This is a genomic window from Nocardia sp. NPDC004604 (genome assembly GCF_040609795.1).
Lineage (GTDB): Bacteria > Actinomycetota > Actinomycetes > Mycobacteriales > Mycobacteriaceae > Nocardia.
On the sequence record NZ_JBEXLC010000001.1, the window covers coordinates 25,886 to 45,688 of the forward strand.

A 19,803-nucleotide genomic window follows, 5' to 3' on the forward strand; every position below is an offset into this window, starting at 1 on the left:
CGGTCACGACGACCCGAGCGGTTCACGCTCGGGTCGTTTGCTATGTCGCCCATCACATTTCCGTTGGATAGCGTCCTCTTGTGGCGTGACTGATCCGCGCCGTATATTCCACGTGGAGTATTTGATGTGGAGTATGTCGGCGGCTGCGGCTAGCGTGCGTGCTCTCGGACTCGATATGCGGGAGGTGACCGAAATGGGGCAGCACGCGCGCCCTACGGTGACGCCATTGGCGATCGCCGTGCTCGCGCTGCTCGACGAGCGGCCCATGCATCCCTACGAGGCGTTTCAGCTCTTGATCGCCCGTCGTGAGGACATGTTGGTGAAGGTGCGGCCGGGCTCGCTCTATCACACGGTGGCGCGGTTGGCCGATCAAGGATTGGTGTGCGCCGAGGGCGTCGACCGGGACGGGAACCGGCCGGAACGCACCATCTACCGGATCACCGAAAGCGGCCGGGAGACATTGCGTTCCAGGATTGCCGAAATCCTGCGCAATCCCGCGCGGGAGTATCCGGTGTTCCCGGTCGCGCTCCAGGAGGCGCACAACCTCCCCGCGCAGGAGGTGCTCGCGTTATTGCGCGAGCGTGTGGAGAGGTTGGCGCACGACCTCACGGACGTGGAGATGATGAGTCAGTGGGCCGGTGTGCATGCCGTGCCGCGTCGCTACTGGATCGTGCTCCCGTATCTGCACGCCACCATGACGGCCGAGATCGCCTGGGTCAACAACCTGATCTCCGAACTGGACAGCGGCGAGATGGAGTGGGAGGAATTCGATCCCGACACCGGCGTTCGGATCACCGAGCACGAGCACCCCTGGTCCGCTGCTGGGAATCCCGAACCGCCCCCGGTGCCGCGCGACTGGTCCGAGACCAGCGCGTCACCGCCCTGATGCGCACCGGTGTGCGCGAGGCCAATGGCCGCGCACCCGGCCGACCCGACCTGTCCTGCGTCATCGCGAACAGACATCCGAGATTGGAACCGAATTCATGACCACCCAACGCAATCCGTGGCTAGCGCTGTCAGCGCTGGTCGTCGGCTTCTTCATGATCCTGCTGGATATGACCATCGTCGCGGTTGCCAATCCGGCGATCATGAAGGATCTGCAGGCCGACATCTCCCAGGTGATCTGGGTGACCAGTGCCTACCTGCTGACCTACGCGGTACCGCTGCTGGTGACCGGCAGGCTCGGCGACCGTTACGGGCCCAAGAACTTGTACCTGGTCGGCCTGGCGGTCTTCACCGCAGCCTCGCTGTGGTGTGGTCTGTCCGGATCGGTCAGCATGCTGATCGCCGCGCGGGCCGTGCAGGGACTCGGCGCCGCGATGATGACGCCGCAGACCATGGCGGTCATCACCAGGACCTTCCCGCCGGATAAGCGCGGTGCGGCCATGGGTCTGTGGGGTGGCGTCGCCGGTCTCGCGACGCTGGTCGGTCCGATCCTCGGCGGTGTGCTGGTCGACGGGCTCGGCTGGGAGTGGATCTTCATCGTGAATGTTCCGGTCGGCATCATCGCCTTCGCGCTGGCGGTATGGCTGGTGCCCGCGCTGCCCACCAATGAGCACAAGTTCGACGTCCCGGGTGTCGTGCTCAGCGGTATCGGTCTGTTCCTGCTGGTATTCGGTATCCAGGAGGGCAATACCTACGACTGGTCGCTGCGCATCTGGTTGATGATCGGCGCTGGCCTGGTTGTGCTCGCGGTGTTCCTGGTGAACCAGTCGCGCAATACCGGCGAGCCGCTGCTGCCATTGGGGCTGTTCCGCGACCGCAACTTCGCGCTGTCCAATGTGGCCATTGCGGCGATGGGCGCGGCGGTCACCTCGATGATGGTGCCCTTGTACTTCTACCTGCAGGCTGTGCGGGAGATGTCGCCCACCAAATCGGCCCTGGTATTCGCGCCGATGGCGATCCTCACCGGCGTCTGTGCGCCGATCATCGGCAAGATCTCCGATAGGTTCCACCCGCGCATCGTGCCGACCATCGGATTCATCGGGTTCTCGGTCTCGGTCTTCTGGTTCGCGGCCGTGATGTCGCCGCATTCGTCGATCGTGTGGTTCCTGCTCGGGGCTGCGCTGGCCGGTGTCGCCAACGCCTGCATCTGGGCGCCGCTGGCTTCCACTGCCACCCACAACCTGCCGATCCAGCTGGCCGGTGCGGGTGCGGGTATCTACAACACCACCCGCCAGGTGGGTTCGGTACTCGGCAGCGCCGCGATCAGCGCCCTGGTTGCGGCCCGCATGACCGCCAACGGTCTCGGCGGCGGCAAGATCTCCGAAGGCGGTGCGGGACAGGGGCCGATCCCGGAATTCGTCAAGGACGCCTTCAGCACCGCCCTCAGCCAATCCGTCCTGCTCCCCGCGGGCATCCTCTTGATCGGCGTCATTGCCTCGGCCATGTTCCTGCGCCACGGTGAGTCCGCCGCACCCGGCGCGAAGACCGACCTGGCCAAGTCCGACTCGGTCGCCGCCTGAGTTGTCTGTGCTGCGCCCCGCTGGCCGTTCGGTCCGCGGGGCGCACGCGATTCTCGAGCGGAATCGTTGGCGGGCGGCTGACTTCGGATCAGCCGACGGTGACCGTGGTGGTGGGGTATCCGGTGGCGCCGTCGGGGACTACAGCGCGGCGTTCTTCGGTTTGGGTTTCGCCGGTGCCGTCGGTGGCGCGGGCGCGGATGGTGTGGGTGCCGGGGGTGGCGTTCCAGTCGTAGACCCATTGGCGCCAGGTGTCGATGGATTGTTCGGCGGACAGGCGGGCGGGTTGCCATGGGCCGTTATCGATTTGGACTTCGACGGCTCGGATGCCGCGGTGCTGGGCCCACGCGACGCCGGCGATCGCGGTGCTGCCCGGTTGCAGTTTGGTGCGGGCGCGGGGAGTGTCGATGCGGGTGCCGGTTTTGATGGGGCCGAGGGCGGACCAGCCGCGGCGGGTCCAGTAGGCGGTCGCGCGGTCGAAGCGGGTGATCTCCAGTTCGGTGACCCATTTGGTGGCGGAGACATATCCGTAGAGACCGGGCACGACCAGGCGGGCCGGGTAGCCGTGCGCGACCGGGAGGGGTTCGCCGTTCATGCCGACGGCCAGCAGTGCGTCGCGGCCGTCGGTGAGGACGGCCAGTGGGCTGCCCGCGGTGAAGCCGTCGATGCTGTGCGACAGCACCATATCGGCGTCCGGGTGCGGCCCCGCCTCCGCGAGCAGTTCGTCCAGGCGGTAGCCGCGCCAGCGCGCGTTGCCGATCAGATCGCCGCCGACCGGATTCGATACACATGCCAGCGTCACCAAGGTCTCGACCGGTGTGCGCTTGGCGAGATCGGCCCAGCTGAGCTGGATTTCGCGATCCACCATTCCATGAATCCGCAATGACCAATCGTCGATGGAGACCTGCGGCACGATGAGCGCGGTATCGATGCGGTAGAAGTCGCTATTGGACGTCAGATACGGCGTCAGTCCCGGCAGCTTCAGATCCGCGTCGGGTGTGAGCGATACCGCGGGCCCACTCGGCTCCGGCAGCTGGACCGCCGCCCGCTCACCGGACACATCCCGCCGCCGCACCCCGATCAGCCGTCCACCCAGCCCACTGAGTAACGCCAACCCACCCGCAATGGCGATGCCCTGCAATACCTGTCGCCGCTGCGGCATTGCCGCGGTTCCGGTCGTCGAACTCTCTGCCCCGGCGGGTTTCGGCTCGGCCGCTGCGGCGCCAGCACTGGCCGGAGGGGCCGGCGCACTCGCATCGGAGGAATCATCTTGATCCGCACCGATTCTCGGTTCCGCCGATGCACCAGGTGCCGCAGTACCGGACGCGGCAATACCGCTTGCCGCGTGCGGGGTCGAGGCATCATCGGCTGCCTGATCGTCGGCTCCGGGGGCCAGCGGTTCGGCCGCATCGCGGCGCACCGCGTCATCGCGGGATGCGACGACTGGTGTCGGGGTAGGCCGTCGTACGGCCTCCTTTGCGGCTGCCGCGTCGTCGATGTAGGCGGTCAGGACCCGGAGGGCGTAAATGCCTGCGGCGACGCCGATTACGGTGGGCCAGGCGGAGGAGAAACCGTTGCGGCCGATGGCGATGGCGGCGGTGAGCAGGCCGAGGGCGGCCAGCAGCCAGGTTCCTCGGGGCTGCGCGGTGCGCTCCATGGCGCCGATGAATCCGGCCACGAGTACGGCCACGACTGCCATACAGGCGAAGAGCAGGGTCTTGTCGTTGGTGCCGAAGGTCTGGATAACCCATTCGCGCAGGCCGTCGGGGGTGTGGTCGATGACGGTCGAGCCCAGAGCGTTGGCGGGTGCGCTGTCGGGGCCGGTGAAGGCGGCGACGAGTTCGGCGATGCCGAGTGCCAGACCGGCGGCGACGATGCCCGCCGTCACCCGAAAGCGCAGTTCAGCCATGGTCCGAGCGTACTGCCGGGCGCGGTCGGGGAGTATGACCATTCGGTGACGTGAATATCAATCGGCCTTGTGCCGCTGGTAGTACCGGGCAACGCGGACCCGATTGCCGCAGCGGTCGGGTGAACACCAGCGCCGCCGCGGGTGGGCGGGCAGGAACAGTAGGACGCAATCCTCGGCCTCGCAGCGCCTCAGCTTGCCGATCGATGGGTCGGTGAACAGGTCGATGGCGGCCTCGGCCAGCACGGCGGCCAGTTTTTCGGCCGACGTGCCGTTGCGGCGCGTGGTTGCGGTGACCGCATTGCCGTCCCAAGCCAGCTGCCGGATGGCGGGCGCGGCGGCCTGGGCGGTATTGAGTGCGCGCAGTGCGTCGGCGGGCGGGCGGCCATCGTGCAGCAGTGCGTCGAGCACGGAACCGATGTGGTCGCGCACCGCATGCACCGCAGCGAGGTCGGCGGCGGTCGGATGCGCTACGGCCAGCTCCGGAAGCCGTGCGGCTTGCAGGGCAAGCCAATTCGCGAGGTGCTCCGGGGTATCCAGCAGATCGGTGCCGGTCGGCCGGGTGTTGACCAGGTCCAGTGCCAGCGGCTCGCCGATCAGCGGGGCTTCGTTCATATGACTAATGGTACATCTGTCGATTGACACATTAGTGGGGGATCGGCTAGAACTAATGCATCATCACGGAGAGAAAGCATGTGAAGCCATGATCGAGCTGCCAGCCGTCCAGCACCGCCGCATCGATGTCGGCGGTGTCGAGGTCTTCTACCGCGAATCGGTCCCGCACCGCGCCGACGCTCCGGTGCTATTGCTGCTACACGGTTTCCCGTCGGCCTCGCACCAGTTCCGCAGGTTGTTCGATGTGCTCGGCGCGCAGTACCGGCTGATCGCCCCGGACTACCCGGGCTTCGGAAATACCACCGCACCAGCCGATTTCGAGTACTCCTTCGACCGACTGGCCGATGTGGTCGAAGGTTTCGTAGAGCGGCTCGAACTGCGCGAGTTCGCGATGTACATCTTCGATTTCGGCGCTCCGATCGGCCTGCGCATCGCACTGCGCCACCCCGAATGGATCAACGGGCTCATCGTCCAGAACGGCAACGCCTACGAAGCGGGACTCTCGGATCTCGCCCGCGACTTCACCGCACTGCGTCCCGAACAGGAAGGAGCCGAGGACACCATCCGCGGACTGCTCACACTGGAAGGCACCCGCGGTCAGTACGAGCAGGGCGTCCCCGATCCGACCGTGCTCACCCCGGAATCATGGATCCTCGACCAGTACTTCCTCGACCTCCCCGGCCGTAAGGAGGCCCAGGTAGCCCTGGCCTTCGACTACAAGTCGAATGTCGCCGCCTACCCGCAGTGGCAGCTGTGGCTGCGTAAGTACACCCCACCCGCCCTGATCGTCTGGGGCTCGAACGACCCCTTCTTCCCCGAACCCGGCGCCCACGCGTACCGCGCGGATCTCCCCGACGCCGAACTGCACGTCTTCGATACCGGCCACTTCGCCCTGGAGACGCACCTGCCCGAAATCGCATCGCTGATCGCCGATTTTCTGGACCGGCTCCCGACGCGGGAGCGCTGAGCGCGTTCGCCGATCCCGTTGTCCGCCGCTATTTCTCGGGCATCGGCCTCAGCGCCTGTTCCGGACTCGCATCAGCCGGGGAATGAGCGCTCGGGCCACAGTTCAGTGTGCCGCGGTAACAAATGCGAAGGCGCCGCCCGCAATTCGCGGACGGCGCCTTCGAAACTCGACGTCAGCCGTAGATCTTCTCCACTTCGGACCCGTACTGCTTCATCACTACGGCCCGCTTCAGCGACATCTTCGGCGTCAGCTCGCCGGTCTCCTGCGTCCAGTCGACGGGCAGGATGCGGATCTTCTTGATCGCCTCGGCATGCGAGACCTTCTTATTGGTCTCGGCGACCGCGGCATTGATCTCCGCGACCAGCGCCGGGTTCTCGATCACCTGCTCGATCGGGGTCTCGGCGGGCAGGCCGTTGCGTTCCTTCCAGCCGGGCAGCGCCTCCGGGTCGAGGGTGATCAGCGCGCCGATGAACGGCTGTCCGTCGCCGACCACCATGACCTGGCTGATCAGCGGGTGCGCGCGCAGCGAATCCTCCATCAGCCCGGGGGAGACGTTCTTGCCGCCCGCGGTGACAATGATTTCCTTCTTGCGGCCGGTGATGGTCACATATCCGTCGCCATCGATGGCGCCCAGGTCACCGGTCTTGAACCAGCCGTCGGTGAAGGCCTCCTCGGTGGCCTCGGCATTGCCCCAGTAGCCGTTGAATACGACCGATCCGCGCAGCAGCAGTTCGCCGTCCTCGGCGATCTTGACCGCGTGGCCCTCGATGGGCTTGCCGACGGAGCCGACGCGAATATTCTCGGGGGTGTTCACGGTGACGGCCGCGGTGGTCTCGGTGAGGCCGTAGCCCTCGTAGATGGTGACGCCGACGCCGCGGAAGAAGTGGCCGAGGCGCGCGCCGAGCGGTCCGCCGCCGGAGACCGCGGCCTCGCACTGGCCGCCGAGCGCGACGCGCAGCTTGCCATAGACGAGCTTGTCGAACAGGGTGTGCTTGAGCCCGAGCACCAGCCCTGGCCCGCCATTGTCGAGTGCTTCGCTGTAGGCGATGGCGGTTTCGGCGGCCGCGTCGAAGATCTTGCCCTTGCCGCCGTCATGCGCCTTCTGCTTGGGCCCAGCTGCTGACTCCGCTGACGGTCGGCGTCGGCATGGTGACCATGATGCTGCTGTTGCACATCGGCATCACCGATGTGGACGATCCGGCCTACGACGGGGCCGGCGGAGCGCGTCCGGCGCGATACTGGCCGACCCGGGACTGAGCGTCTATCGCCGGGCACGGCTCAGCGGTGCGGGACCTCGGTCCGCGTCGGCCAGTACGCGGTCGCGGGCGGCAGGATTTCCGGCTCGACCGGCGGTAGCGGCGGCAGCTGATCCGGCCTGGAACGCGGTGCGAGACGCAGTGGCGGCAGTTCGATATTGCGCTCGATCTCGGTCAGGCTGACGCTGATGAGCAGCAGCATGGTCACCACGCTGATCGTGACGATCAGCGGCCCGATCAGCTGCATGGCTTCCGTGCCCTCGGGGGAACCGCCGTGCCCGGCGTGCGCGTGCATCGCCGACATCCCCGTGTAGTGCATACCGGAGACGGCAATACCCATGATCAATGCGGCGCCGACGGTGGAGAGAAATCCCTTGACGCGCAATGTGAACCAGAACGCCACGATCGAAGCGACCACGGCGATCACCATCGACAGTGCCACCCGCTGCGCGTCGTAGGTGATCACCGCATTCGACTTCATCGCGTACATGCCTGCGTAATGCATGGCCCCGACGCCGATCCCGGTCACCGTACCTCCGGTCAGCAGCCCGAGCAGTGTCGGCTCGGGCTTGATCACGATGAACAGACCGATCCCGACCACTGCGATCGCGGTGATCGCACTGAGCAGAGTGAGCGGAATGTCGTATCGAATCTCGGTACCCCGGATCGAAAACCCCAGCATCGCAATGAAATGCATGACCCAGATGCCGGTACCGCCGATCGCGATGGCAGCGCCGAGTAGCCAGCCGACCCGGTCCTTGCCGGTACGGGCGCGGGCTGCGCACTGCAGTCCGAGCAGGCATCCGGTCACCGACATGGTGTAGGCCAGAAGCGGGGTCAGTAGACCGTAACTGAAATGGTAGATATCGAGCACGCAACGCCCCCACTGCCGAATGTGGAATATTCGGCGATCGAAACAACGGCGGGTCAGACGATACGACAGCTGACGGCCATTTGGGTGTCGAAATCCGTTTCGCTAGAAGTGGTTTCGGTCACTTTCAGGTTTGATTGAAACGTGAATTGGTTAGCGGGCCGGACGCTATTGCGATTGCCGCCATGTGGCTGGCCGATTGCTCCGAAGTATGCCGAAAAGTGCTGTCGCAGAACCAGTTCGAACCAATGCCGTAGAAATTGTCAACGAGCACACGTGGTTCGCAGATAGCGGGGTCGCAGGCGAAGAGAGTGCGGACAGAGTTGCCGCGCCCACACTGGTAGTGGCCGCTGACTATCAGGAGGAGAAGGAATGGTTCGCGGGGCCTCGGTAGACGTGGGCGATGCGGCCGTTCGGCAAATAGGCGGCGGAACAATTCGACGGTCGGGGCCACTGGGTCGGAGTCATCGGCGGGGATGGCCGCCCGGAACTGCCAGACCTCGGTGCTGGGCAGCGGGAACAGCGATAAGGTTCCGTGCTCTGGACTCATCCGCACGTGGTGGCAGTGCCGGTCCAAGCCATCGATCCGCACATCACCGAGCCGCCAGCGGTGGTCGCCGTAGGACACGCCCTCGAGGACGACGCCGAGCTGCTCCTTCACCGCACTGCGCGCCATCGCTGCCGACGACCGGCCGCTACCTGCGGGTTATAAATGGCTGGTTCGACAACGCCCTGGCCGGAATGGTCGGAAACCGACCAGTGCGACCCCGTCCGACTGATCGGCCGCCTCGTCGACGATCGCTCCGCACACCTGGACGTCATCGCCAACCACTCCCTGGCCGAGTAGGACCGGGCGAATCGTGCACCGATCCCTCCGAGCCATGGCAGCGCATGCTCGTGTGGTGAACGCCCGGAGACGCCGCGTGTCACGCTGTTGGAACCGCTCAGTGTGGGCCGTGGAGTCCGACCGAAGTAGCACCGGCAGGCGGCGGATGACCGGCAGGATGCCGAATTCTGTTGCGACCATTTGGGATTGGTAGCGCAAAGCGGGGGTCCGGATACGAGATCGGGCCGCTGAGCAGAAGCTCGGCGGCCCGATTCGGGTTGCTTTCTAGTCGAGATAGTCGCGCAGCACCTGGGAGCGGCTCGGATGGCGCAGCTTGCTCATGGTCTTCGACTCGATCTGCCGGATGCGCTCACGGGTGACCCCGTACACCTGGCCGATCTCATCGAGGGTGCGCGGCTGGCCGTCGGTCAGGCCGAAGCGCAGCCGTACCACGCCCGCCTCGCGCTCGGACAGCGTCTCCAGCACCGACTGCAGCTGGTCCTGCAGCAGCGTGAAGCTCACCGCGTCCACCGCGACAACGGCCTCGGAGTCCTCGATGAAGTCGCCGAGCTGGCTGTCGCCCTCATCGCCGATGGTCTGATCGAGCGAAATCGGCTCACGCGCGTACTGCTGGATCTCGAGGACCTTCTCCGGCGTGATGTCCATTTCCTTGGCCAACTCCTCCGGGGTCGGCTCGCGGCCGAGGTCCTGGAGCAGCTCGCGCTGGATGCGGCCGAGCTTGTTGATGACCTCGACCATATGCACCGGGATGCGGATGGTGCGGGCCTGGTCGGCCATGGCGCGGGTGATGGCCTGCCGGATCCACCAGGTGGCGTATGTGGAGAACTTGTAGCCCTTGGTGTAGTCGAACTTCTCGACCGCGCGGATCAGACCGAGGTTGCCCTCCTGGATCAGATCCAGGAACGCCATGCCGCGGCCGGTGTAGCGCTTGGCCAGCGAGACCACCAGGCGCAGGTTGGCTTCGAGCAGATGGTTCTTGGCGCGGTTGCCGTCGCGCACGATCCAGGTGTAGTCGCGCCGCATCGCGACCGGCAGCTTCTCACCCTGTTCGGCGAATTCGCGCACCTTCTCCGCCGCGTAGAGCCCGGCCTCGATCCGCTTGGCGAGTTCGACCTCCTCTTCGGCGTTGAGCAGCGCGACCTTGCCGATCTGCTTGAGGTAGGCACGCACCGAGTCGGCCGATGCGGTGAGCTCGGCGTCCTTGCGGGCCTGGCGCAGCGCCTCGGATTCCTCCTCGTCCCAGACGAAGTCGCCGGAGGCCTTGTCCGCGGCGGTCGGCTCGTCGGTCTCGCCCTCTTCGACTTCCTCGGCGACCTCCTCGACCAGCTCCTCGGCGTCGTCGGTGAGGTCGTCCTCGGACACCTCGAGATCGCCGATATCCTCCAGGTCCAGATCCTCGGCCTCGAGGTTCTCGTCGCCGCCCGGCTCGCCGTCGGGTCCGGCCTTCTTCGGTGCCGCCTTCTTGGCGGGGCCCTTCGTCGCCTTCGCGGCGGCCTTCTTGGCCGGAGCCTTCTTGGCGGCGGCCTTCTTGGCCGGAGCCTTCTTAGCGGCAGCCTTGCGGACCGGCCGTGCTTCGGTTACATCTGCGGAGTCGGCATCGGCCGATTCGGCGGTCTGACGGGTCGTGGCTACCACGTACGCCCTTTCGTGACGGTCTCGTGCGGCGTCACGCCAGAGTGGTGTTCCGGCGGAGCGGTCTGTCGGGTTTCACCGGCTGAGCGCCGGGTCTGGGGTTTCCGGCTCGCGGCCGGAGTACGTTCCATTGTAACGATCGAACCAGGGTACCTACGGCACGATCCCAGCAACGGCTAATGCCGTACTGTCCGCGCGCCTCCCGGATCCGCCGATCTTGGTAACGGTTCGCTCACGGCGCGATACCCGCGTCGATGGCCATCGCCGCGCCGACGATGCCCGCGGTGTTCTCCAGATGGGCGGGGATCACCTGGGTTCGGTTGGTGAGCAACGGGATCCACTGCTCGGCGTCCCGGCTGATGCCGCCACCGGCGACGAAGACCTTCGGCCAGAAAAGTTTCTCCAGTCCGCTCAGCACAATGCTGACTTCGGCGGCCCACTGGGCAAAGCTCAGGCCATCGCGATCCTTGACCGAGGCCGCGGCGCGGTGTTCGGACTCCATGCCGCCGATCTCGAGATGGCCGAGCTCGGAATTGGGCACCAGCGTGCCGTGGAACAGCAGCGCCGAGCCGATGCCGGTGCCGAAGGTCAGCAGCACCACCAGGCCGTCGAATTCCTTTGCCGCGCCATAGCGGTCCTCGGCGAGTCCGGCCGCGTCCGCGTCGTTGAGCACGGTGACCGCGCGGCCGCCCAGCGCTTCGGAGAACAGGGCGCGCGCATCGGTGCCGATCCACGTCTTGTCGATATTGGCGGCCGTTTGCGCGACACCTTCGAGTACGACCGAGGGCAGCGTGATGCCGACCGGGCCTTCCCACTCGGCCTGGGCGACCAGTTCGGTGACCGCGTCGGTGACCGCCTGCGGTGTCGAGGGCTGCGGTGTCGCGATCTTGATCCGCTTGTGGACCAACTCACCGGTGGTCAGATCCACCGCGGCGCCCTTGACCCCGCTGCCACCGATATCGATACCGAATGCGTGCCCCCGAGCGGACATGACGTTCCCTCGCTCCCTGTACTGGCCGATGTGTTGAACGCGCCGCCGCACAGGGCCCAGCCGCCGGTCCGAGTGCATGCGGTGGGTGTGCCCGACGACGGCGTTGTGTCGTGCACGACAAGAGTAATGGGCGTTACATGATTCCCGTTCAGCGAGGATCTGTGATGGCATGGGGTCATGTCGGAGACCAGAGTGTCAGTTACCGCCCAACCCACTGCCGCGGGTGCCGCGGATGTGTCCGAGTTGCGCCGGATCGCGGTCCGACTCGCCGAAACCGCCGCGGCGCATGTGCGTTCGCGCCGCCCGGAGGTGTTCGGCCCGGACGGTGCAAGCGACGGGGCCGTGCGGACCAAGGGGCACCCCACCGATCCGGTGACGATCGTGGACACCGAGACCGAGGACCTGATCCGGCGACTGCTGGATGAGGCGCGCCCCGGTGACCCGATTCTCGGCGAGGAGGGCGGCGGGAGTCTGGCCGATTCCGACGCGGACACCGTGCACTGGGTGGTCGACCCGATCGATGGCACCGTGAACTTCCTGTACGGCATTCCCGGCTACGCGATTTCGGTGGCCGCGGTGCGTGCCGGACAACCCGTCGCGGGTGCGGTGGTGGATGTCGCGCGCGCGGCGACCTACAGCGCCGCGTCGGGTCTCGGTGCGACCCGGGTGGCCGCCGACGGTACGGTCGACCATCTTCGCTGCGCGCAGGTGCGCTCGGCGGCGTTGGCGCTGGTGGCGACCGGATTCGCCTACGGTACACAGCGCAGGGCCCGTCAGGCCGCGCTGGTCGCCGAGATCCTGCCGAATATCCGCGATATCCGTCGCTTCGGCGCGGCCGCCCTCGACCTGTGCTTCGTCGCCGAGGGCCGGATCGACGCGTACTACGAACACGGACTCAACGCGTGGGATTGGGCCGCGGGTGCGCTGATCGCCGCGGAATCGGGTGCGGTGCTGCGGCTGCCCGCGGCCACCAGCCCCGGCTCGGCGGGTGAGCTGGTGGTCGCCGCCGCGCCTGGCATCGCGGACGAATTGACCGAGCTGCTCGACCGGGTCGGCGCGACCATCGCCATCCCCGACGCCTGATTCGCGGCCGAAATACAGATCGCCCCGGTGGCCGAAGCGACACCGGGGCGACGGGGAGGTGGGTCTCGTCCGACTCAGCAGCGGGCCGTGCGCGCCGCGGAGAGCAGTTTGGGATCGATGGACGTGGATGCGCCCGGCGCCGGATACTTCAGCGATTTGAGGACTTCCTCGGCATCCGGACTGGGCCGCAGCGACTCGCCGAATACTGAACCCAGCACCAGGTCGACCGTGTCGTCGGTGCGCTGATCCTCGATCAACTCCGCGCACGGCGCGACCAGCTGAACCGATGCGGCGGCCGGTCGGCCGTTCACGCCGAAGCGGATCTGGCCGGTGCAATTGAGGTCACCGTTGACGTATACCGAATCGTTACCGAACTGCTGTCCCGGCGGGCTCGCGAAGCCGAGATCACCGAGCGCGGAGGCGATGTGGGAGGCCTGACCGCTCTTGTTGTTCGCGTTGAGCACCCGGACCTTGGACGAGGCGAGAGCTGCCGGTTCGACGTCGGTCAGTCGCGACTGGCCGACCCGCTGCCCCAGCGGAGCGGGTTGCGGGGACTTGGCGTCGGTGGCCGGGCTCGGTGAGTTGCATGCCATCGCGGCTCCGCTGCTGTCCTCGGTCGTCAGGGCCTTGACCCACACCACCGTGCAGATCAGGAGTAGGACGCCGATCAGGATCAACCATGGCTGGTTGCGTCGCCGGAGGAAGGGTTGACCCTGTCGATCCGTTGCGCTGCCTTCGGTGATGAGTGAAACCACCGCCATACTCTACGAAAATGTCGCGGCCACTGGGCGACGGCGGGCCGTGCGGAGCCTGGCCGGGGTGGGGTGAATGCGGTGCGCAAGGTCTCGGCGAGTTCGAGGGTTGGTGTCGATTACCCCTCAGTTTCGAATCGTCTGTGTTTTGATTGCGACTTTTGCCGTGTCGTCCGCTATTGTCTGGCGGCCCAGATCGAATCATCCGGCGAGAAATCGGTGGTCGGTCGCGGGAACAAGCAGGGCATGTCCTGCGTTTACCGAGCGCTATCAAAGGTGGGTTCGCGTGATCCGCCCTGATAGGGGACCGGTGTACGTGTGACGTGCACCACCGGCGGGGCGGTGCTGGTCATTCCGATTCCGAGTGGATCGAATGAGCGGCCCGGTCCGGGATACACGGAGTAAGGACGAGGGGAAGACGACATGGCAACCGACTATGACGCACCGAGGCGCACAGAATCCGACGAGGTGTCGGAGGATTCGCTGGAGGAGCTGAAGGCTCGTCGCAACGAGGCACAGTCCGCCGTCGTGGATATCGACGAATCCGATACCGCGGAGTCGTTCGAGCTTCCCGGCGCGGACCTGTCCGAGGAAGTGCTGACGGTTCGGGTCATCCCGAAGCAGGCGGACGAGTTCACCTGTTCCAGCTGTTTCCTGGTCCATCACCGGAGCAGGCTGGCCAGCGAAAGTGGCGGCCAGATGATCTGCATGGACTGCGCAGCCTGATCCCGGCGCGAGATCTGATCTCCAGCCCGAGATCAGTACACGCCCGAGATCAATACACAGAGTCCGCGCTCGGCACGCCCGGCTTTCAGCCAGGTATGCCAAGCGCGGCCAGGACCCGGTCGGGCCGTCGCGTACTGACCAGCCAGTACGGCGTCGGATCGTCCGGGTCATCCAATACCAGCAACACCATCGGCCCCACCCATGGCCGATGTTGAACATAAGCGGCCGGGTCGAGCTGGCGGCCCAGTGCCGCACTCTTGGCGGTGGGGGCCACGGTGGCCGCTTTGGCCACGAAGTTCACCGGCAGATGCGCCCGATCGGCGCGAAGTTCGCGGACGCCGGAGGCATCCTGGGCCACCTCGACCCGATGGCGGCTCAGCCACACCAGTACCCACACCGGCACCGGAAACAACAGTGCGTAGGGCAGCCATGCGCGTAGACCCGGTGCGCCCATATGGATTTCGGCGGCCAACAAGGCGGTGATCGCGAACGCGACCGGCCACCACCACAGTGGTACCCACAGGCGCTCGCGGTAGGGCTCGAAGCCGGTCTGTTGTTCGTCCATAGTCACTGGGTTGGGCTGGTCCGACACGACTCAACACTAATTCACTGAGGTCGAGGGCGTACGCGTAGGCTCGGTCAACGTGAGCGCACTTTCACCTATACCCTTGCTGCGGCTTGATCCCGGCATTCCCATGCCCACGCGTGCCCACGACGGAGACGCGGGCGTGGACCTGTGCACCACAGAGGACGTCATTATCGAGCCGGGGGAGCGGGTATTGGTCGGCACCGGTGTCGCCGTCGCGCTGCCGGTCGGCACGGTCGGCCTGATCCATCCGCGTTCCGGTCTGGCCGCGAAAACCGGTCTGTCCGTGGTGAATACCCCCGGCACGGTGGACGCGGGGTATCGGGGTGAAATCAAGGTGTGCCTGATCAACCATGATCCGCGCACCCCGATCGAGCTGCGCCGGGGCGATCGGATCGCGCAGTTGCTGGTTCAGCGGGTCGAGCTGGTCGATTTCGTGGAGGTCGACGGACTCGAGGACACCACGCGGGGTGCAGGCGGTTACGGGTCGAGCGGTGGCCACGCGAGTCTGGCCGCGGCGGCCGACGGCGCGGGCGCCCTCGGCAAGGAGGCATGACGGGAATGTTCGGAAAGAGACGCAAGTCCGGCGGACGTGAACAGTTCGCCGACGATCAGTACGACGACGAGTATCCGGGTGACTACCCGGGGGATTACGACGCCGAATACGCCGGCTACGGACACGCGGGCTACGACGATGATGCGATCACCGACGAGAACCCGATCATCGATCCGATTACCGATGAGAATCCGGTCGTCCCAGCCGAATACGCCGTCGCGAACTACGACGACGAGCCCGGCTTTGACGAATCCGACGACGACGAGTACGACGAATCCGAGTACGACACCGCCGACGCGGATATGCCCAAGTCCGGCCCGTACGACTACGGCGAAGTCGCCGAACTGCTGGAGAATGTGGCCGATCAGCGCCTGGATCTCGGTTCGGTGATACTGCCGGTCCCGCCGGGCGGTCAGCTGCAGGTCGAGATGACCCCGGACGGCACCCCGCAGGCGGTGCACCTGGCGACCGAACACGGCCGGATCACTGTCGCGGCGTATGCCGCACCCAAGTCCGCGGGCCAATGGCGTTCGGTGGCAGCCGATCTCGCCGAATCCCTACGCAAGGACGGCGCCCGGGTCGCGGTGGAGACCGGACCGTGGGGCCGGGAACTGCTCGCCATCACAGAAGGTGCGGATCTGCGCTTCATCGGGGTGGACGGGCCGCGGTGGATGGTGCGTCTGGTGGCGGCGGGTCCGCAGGGCGCCGCCGATGACGGTGGACCGCTGGTGCGGGCCGCACGAGCCATCTTGAGCGAGACCGTGATCCGACGCGGCGAAGAACCGATGCCGGTGCGCGAGCCGCTGGCCGTTGTGCTGCCGCCGGAGCTGGCCGAGCAGTTGGCCGCCGCGCATCAGGCGCAGGTGGAGGCCCAACAGCAGGCGATCGCCGCACAGCAGGCCGTCGCCCAGGCCGGGCCGCAGGCGGTGATCCCGCCGCGCATGCCGAATGAACCCCGGCGCGGCGCGGACGGTTCCGCCATGCAGCAGCTCGGGCTGAATTAGCCTACGCCCGAACACAATTCGTCGCCCCAGCCGAACGCTGGGGCTTCGTGCCTTCGCATGAGCACCCGGGGTCGTCAGGCGAATACGGCGATCCCGCTGTGTCCGAGAATCGCGGGGTCCGCGCCGAGTTCGTCGAGGGTGATCCGGATCAGTTCGGAGCGCGGGATCAGCTCGGCCCATTCCTCGGCGACCGCCAGCGGGTGCACCGGATCGTCGATCGCCGTGACGACCGCGACCGGCACCTCGATGGTGCCGAGCCGTTCGGTGCCGGGCCACTTGTAGTCCGCGGCCTCCTGCAAGGCGTCGGGCAGCAGCGGCCATTGCGAGCGCCAGGATTGGGTGAGCGCGTCGGCGAGCCAGCGCGGGCTGCTCGCGCGCATCCGTTCGACGACCGCGTCGAGACCGTCCACGCGCAGCTGGGCGGCGGTGGCCGCGGCGCTCAGCGTAGCCGGGCAGGCCGCGGTATCCGGTCCGGTCCAGCCCGGTAGCGCCGCCACTACGCCGATTGCTGCGCCGGGGTGCTCACCAGCCCACTCCAGCGCGATCGCCGCCCCCAGGGAGATTCCAGCGGCCAGTACGGGACCGCGCAGGGCGGCCGCGTCGAGCGCGGCTCGGCAACTGGCAACCACCGCGCACGGATCGGGTTCAACGGCGATGCATTCGATTCCGCGTGCCGCACAGGCGGGTCCGAAGGCGCGGCGTGCGAAGTCGGCATCCGATCCGGTGCCCGGCAACGCCACGGCGATCGGGGCGCGGCCGCGGTGGTCCGGCGCGAAATGTGGGGAGTCGAACACCGGTCCGAGCGTAGCGGGGGGAGGGTTGCCCATCTACAGTGGCGGGTATACGGCCTACAGCCGGTCGTTACCGGAACAACCACGATGGCGTGTACCCACGTCGTCTTGCTCCACGCAGGAGAGCACCACATGTCATCCGCCGCCTCAGGTTATTTTCGCCGTCTGGGCCGCAGGCTGACCGAGGACATCGATCAGTTGGACGCCGAGGAACTCGCCGAATCGGCCGACGCGTCGGGTGCGTGCCGGGCCTCGGAGTGCCGTCGCGGTGACGAGGCCACGATGCTCGGACGACTACGCAGTGTCGAAGCGTGTCCGAAGTCCGTCGGCGCCAGTGTTCAGGCAGAATTCTTCGACGGCACCGATGCCATCAGTCTGGTGTGGATCGGTCGTCGGCGGATCCCGGGTATCGAACCGGGCCGTAAGATCCTCGTACGCGGTCGGGTCGGTGACCGCGATGGCCGTAAGGTGATCTACAACCCCTACTACGAATTGCGTGAGAACAGCTGACGTATGCCATCGAGCAACGAGAACGCCGCCGAGATCCGTGCCGCAGGCCAGACCGGAGGGCGTAAGTCGATCGACCCGTCCGAGGCGGTCGATCGCCCCGTCGACGCCGAAACCGATGCCGAGATCGAAGAGGCCGAACAGACCCTGCTCGAGCAGCTGGGTGGTTTCAGCGGGCTGATCTATTCGACCCTGCCGGTGCTCGTCTTCGTGCCCGTCAATACCTTTGCCGGGCTCACCGCGGCAATCTGGTCGGCGCTCGGCGTTGCCGCCGCGATTCTGGTGTGGCGTCTGGTTCGGCGCAGTCCGATCCAGCCCGCGATTTCCGGCTTCCTCGGGGTCGGCATCTGTGCGTTCATCGCCTACCGGATGGGGGAGGCGAAGGGCTTCTTCCTGTTCGGCATCTACACCAGCCTGGTGTATGCGGCGGTGTTCCTGGTGTCGATGTTGGTGCGCTGGCCGCTGGTCGGCGTCATCTGGGGCGTGCTCAACGGTCACGGCTCCGAATGGCGGTCCGATCGGCGCATTGTCCGCCTCTACGACCTCGCGACCAGTACCTGGGTGGTCGTATTCGGCGCGCGCTACCTGGTGCAGTCGCAGCTCTACGACACCGATCGCACCGGCTGGCTCGCCTTCGCACGCATCGCGATGGGCTGGCCGCTGACCGCGGTCGCGCTGGCCGTCACCGTGTGGGCGGTGCGACGTGCCGGACACCTGCCGGTGCACCGCGGAACCTCGGCCGAATCGGCCTAGAATCGCTCGCCCCGACGTCGTCGGGGGTGTTAACAAATCGCCGCCGGAGGTGGGGGAGTACCCACCCTGGGGTGCCTGGTTGGGCGACCGAGTTCATCAGACGATCAGTGCAAGCAAAAAACAGCACGATCGGCGAGGAAGGACTCGGAAGTTGGCTACCCAGCACAACATTGCGGCACTGTCCAAGAAGCAAGCCCACCATAACCCGGCGCTGTCGGAGAGCCGTCGGATATCGGCCGAACTCGATACGTTGATCGGCCCGGCGGCCGCCGGCGACCGCGCGGCCGTCGCCGAGATCATCCGGCTGGTGCATCCGCTGGTGCGCCGGTATTGCGGTGCGCGCCTGGGCAATACCGCGCATCTGCACGTCACGGCCGACGATGTGGTGCAGGAGATCCTGCTGGCCACCGTCAACGCCGTTCCACGCTACCGGGATCAGGGCAAGTCGTTCCTGGCCTTCGTCTACGGCATCGCGGCCAATAAGGTGGCAGACGCGTTCCGGCGCTCACAGTTGCATCCGATGTATCCGGTCGATGAGGTGCCGGATATGGCATCGCCCGCGGCTGGCCCGGAGGAGTGGGCGATCGCGTCCGAACGTAGCGCCGCCACCAGGGAATTGATGAAGATCCTGGCGCCAGCGCATCGTGAGGTGCTGGTGATGCGGATCGTGCTCGGCTGGACCGCGGCACAGACCGCGGAGGCTATCGGCACCAGTCCGGGCGTGGTTCGGGTGATGCAGCATCGCGCGCTGAACAAGCTGCGGGCCGAGCTGCAGGCCGCGGCTTGAGGCAGCCGGCGCTGACCCGTATCAGCCTTGTCGGGGAGTCAGGGTTTGATGCCGTGCGTGGCCAGCGCCACCCGCAGGTCTTCCTCGGCCTCCACTGATGTCACGAACAACAGTTCGTCGTCGCCCTCGAAGGGGTCGTCGGGCTGCGGCACGATCACCCGGCCGCCGCGCAGAATCGTCACCAGGGCGGCGTCGCGCGGCAGAGTGAGCGTGCGGACCGGCTTGCCCGCCAAGGCGGTATCGCTGGGCAGGGTGATCTCGACCAGATTCGCCTGACCCTGTCGCAGTGTCATCAGTCGCACCAGATCACCGACCGAAACCGCTTCCTCGACCAGCGAGGCGAGCAGCCGCGGTGTCGACACCGCGACATCGACGCCCCAGGCCGCGTCGAAGAGCCATTCATTGCGCGGATCGTTGACCCTGGCCACCACCCGCCGCACCCCGAATTCGGTCTTGGCCAGCAGGCTGTGCACCAGATTCACCTTGTCGTCACCGGTGGCGGCGATGACGACCTCGTAGGTCTCCAATTCGGCATCCTCGAGCAGCGCGAGCTCGCACGCGTCGGCATGCACCCAGACGGCATCCGGGATGGCGGCGGGGTCGATATGGTCGAGCTGACGCTCGAGCAGCATCACCCGATGGCCGCCGCGCAATAGCTCCCTGGCTATCGAGCGGCCTACGGCACCGGCTCCGGCGATGGCCACTTTCATG

Annotated in this window: 20 protein-coding genes and 1 pseudogene; 10 read left to right on the forward strand and 11 right to left on the reverse strand. The window is 66.6% G+C overall.

Going from position 1 to position 19,803, the window contains the following annotated elements; genetic code table 11:
- Positions 1–193 precede the first annotated feature (193 nt).
- Both ABZW16_RS00155 and ABZW16_RS00160 read left to right on the forward strand, forming a co-directional pair.
- A complete protein-coding gene (locus ABZW16_RS00155; protein ID WP_354950505.1) occupies positions 194–886 on the forward strand; it encodes a PadR family transcriptional regulator in 693 nt (230 codons plus the stop codon).
- 97 nt (positions 887–983) lie between these two features.
- A complete protein-coding gene (locus tag ABZW16_RS00160; RefSeq protein WP_354950507.1) occupies positions 984–2,465 on the forward strand; it encodes a DHA2 family efflux MFS transporter permease subunit in 1,482 nt (493 codons plus the stop codon).
- 88 nt (positions 2,466–2,553) lie between these two features.
- Here ABZW16_RS00160 and ABZW16_RS00165 read toward each other — a convergent pair whose 3' ends face one another.
- Positions 2,554–4,371 (reverse strand): molybdopterin-dependent oxidoreductase, encoded by a 1,818-nt coding sequence (locus tag ABZW16_RS00165; RefSeq protein ID WP_354950509.1) that lies wholly within the window; start codon positions 4,369–4,371, stop codon positions 2,554–2,556.
- A 57-nt stretch (positions 4,372–4,428) separates the two neighbouring features.
- Complete coding sequence (locus tag ABZW16_RS00170; protein ID WP_354950511.1) at positions 4,429–4,983, reverse strand: ABATE domain-containing protein; 555 nt, start codon at positions 4,981–4,983, stop codon at positions 4,429–4,431.
- 88 nt (positions 4,984–5,071) lie between these two features.
- On the opposite strand from ABZW16_RS00170, the gene ABZW16_RS00175 reads away from it, so the two are divergent.
- Positions 5,072–5,950 carry an alpha/beta hydrolase gene (locus ABZW16_RS00175; RefSeq protein WP_354950513.1) on the forward strand — a complete coding sequence of 293 codons (879 nt, stop codon included), beginning with the start codon at positions 5,072–5,074 and terminating at the stop codon, positions 5,948–5,950.
- Between the two features lie 172 nt (positions 5,951–6,122).
- Here the strand turns inward: ABZW16_RS00175 and ABZW16_RS00180 are convergent.
- From ABZW16_RS00180 to ppgK, 5 genes and pseudogenes are all read right to left on the reverse strand, one after another.
- Positions 6,123–7,058: pseudogene (locus tag ABZW16_RS00180) on the reverse strand (AMP-binding protein); the annotation flags it as partial.
- Between the two features lie 170 nt (positions 7,059–7,228).
- Positions 7,229–8,080 (reverse strand): MHYT domain-containing protein, encoded by an 852-nt coding sequence (locus ABZW16_RS00185; RefSeq protein WP_354950515.1) that lies wholly within the window; start codon positions 8,078–8,080, stop codon positions 7,229–7,231.
- 124 nt (positions 8,081–8,204) lie between these two features.
- Positions 8,205–8,738: a hypothetical protein gene (locus ABZW16_RS00190; RefSeq protein ID WP_354950517.1), complete on the reverse strand. Its 534-nt coding sequence runs from the start codon at positions 8,736–8,738 to the stop codon at positions 8,205–8,207.
- Positions 8,739–9,188: 450 nt separating this feature from the next.
- Entirely contained in the window at positions 9,189–10,559 is a 1,371-nt protein-coding gene (locus tag ABZW16_RS00195; protein ID WP_354950519.1) for an RNA polymerase sigma factor, read from the reverse strand.
- Between the two features lie 229 nt (positions 10,560–10,788).
- Complete coding sequence (gene ppgK / locus ABZW16_RS00200) at positions 10,789–11,547, reverse strand: polyphosphate--glucose phosphotransferase (protein ID WP_354950521.1); 759 nt, start codon at positions 11,545–11,547, stop codon at positions 10,789–10,791.
- A 177-nt stretch (positions 11,548–11,724) separates the two neighbouring features.
- Between ppgK and ABZW16_RS00205 the strand changes: the two genes are divergently transcribed.
- Positions 11,725–12,630 (forward strand): inositol monophosphatase family protein, encoded by a 906-nt coding sequence (locus ABZW16_RS00205; RefSeq protein ID WP_354950523.1) that lies wholly within the window; start codon positions 11,725–11,727, stop codon positions 12,628–12,630.
- Positions 12,631–12,704: 74 nt separating this feature from the next.
- Here ABZW16_RS00205 and cei read toward each other — a convergent pair whose 3' ends face one another.
- Complete coding sequence (gene cei, locus ABZW16_RS00210) at positions 12,705–13,385, reverse strand: envelope integrity protein Cei (RefSeq protein ID WP_354950525.1); 681 nt, start codon at positions 13,383–13,385, stop codon at positions 12,705–12,707.
- Positions 13,386–13,805: 420 nt separating this feature from the next.
- Here cei and ABZW16_RS00215 point away from each other — a divergent pair, with 420 nt between their 5' ends.
- The gene (locus ABZW16_RS00215; protein WP_354950527.1) at positions 13,806–14,108 is read left to right on the forward strand and encodes a DUF4193 domain-containing protein; all 303 of its coding nucleotides are present in this window, start codon (positions 13,806–13,808) and stop codon (positions 14,106–14,108) included.
- An 85-nt stretch (positions 14,109–14,193) separates the two neighbouring features.
- Here ABZW16_RS00215 and ABZW16_RS00220 read toward each other — a convergent pair whose 3' ends face one another.
- The gene (locus ABZW16_RS00220) at positions 14,194–14,673 is read right to left on the reverse strand and encodes a DUF3093 domain-containing protein (RefSeq protein ID WP_354950889.1); all 480 of its coding nucleotides are present in this window, start codon (positions 14,671–14,673) and stop codon (positions 14,194–14,196) included.
- A 79-nt stretch (positions 14,674–14,752) separates the two neighbouring features.
- On the opposite strand from ABZW16_RS00220, the gene dut reads away from it, so the two are divergent.
- Positions 14,753–15,250: a dUTP diphosphatase gene (dut, locus tag ABZW16_RS00225; protein ID WP_354950529.1), complete on the forward strand. Its 498-nt coding sequence runs from the start codon at positions 14,753–14,755 to the stop codon at positions 15,248–15,250.
- A gap of 5 nt (positions 15,251–15,255) precedes the next feature.
- The gene (locus ABZW16_RS00230) at positions 15,256–16,254 is read left to right on the forward strand and encodes a DUF3710 domain-containing protein (RefSeq protein WP_354950531.1); all 999 of its coding nucleotides are present in this window, start codon (positions 15,256–15,258) and stop codon (positions 16,252–16,254) included.
- 74 nt (positions 16,255–16,328) lie between these two features.
- Here ABZW16_RS00230 and ABZW16_RS00235 read toward each other — a convergent pair whose 3' ends face one another.
- On the reverse strand, positions 16,329–17,048 hold the full coding sequence (locus ABZW16_RS00235) for an alpha/beta hydrolase (RefSeq protein ID WP_354950532.1): 720 nt from the start codon (positions 17,046–17,048) through the stop codon (positions 16,329–16,331).
- 129 nt (positions 17,049–17,177) lie between these two features.
- On the opposite strand from ABZW16_RS00235, the gene ABZW16_RS00240 reads away from it, so the two are divergent.
- The 3 genes from ABZW16_RS00240 (at position 17,178) to shbA (ending at position 19,092) form a co-directional block, all read left to right on the forward strand.
- Complete coding sequence (locus tag ABZW16_RS00240) at positions 17,178–17,555, forward strand: OB-fold nucleic acid binding domain-containing protein (protein WP_354950534.1); 378 nt, start codon at positions 17,178–17,180, stop codon at positions 17,553–17,555.
- 3 nt (positions 17,556–17,558) lie between these two features.
- Complete coding sequence (locus tag ABZW16_RS00245; RefSeq protein WP_354950536.1) at positions 17,559–18,305, forward strand: DUF3159 domain-containing protein; 747 nt, start codon at positions 17,559–17,561, stop codon at positions 18,303–18,305.
- Positions 18,306–18,456: 151 nt separating this feature from the next.
- On the forward strand, positions 18,457–19,092 hold the full coding sequence (gene shbA, locus ABZW16_RS00250; protein ID WP_354950537.1) for an RNA polymerase sigma factor ShbA: 636 nt from the start codon (positions 18,457–18,459) through the stop codon (positions 19,090–19,092).
- Positions 19,093–19,130: 38 nt separating this feature from the next.
- Here shbA and ABZW16_RS00255 read toward each other — a convergent pair whose 3' ends face one another.
- Positions 19,131–19,802 carry a TrkA family potassium uptake protein gene (locus tag ABZW16_RS00255; RefSeq protein WP_354950539.1) on the reverse strand — a complete coding sequence of 224 codons (672 nt, stop codon included), beginning with the start codon at positions 19,800–19,802 and terminating at the stop codon, positions 19,131–19,133.
- Position 19,803 lies beyond the last annotated feature (1 nt).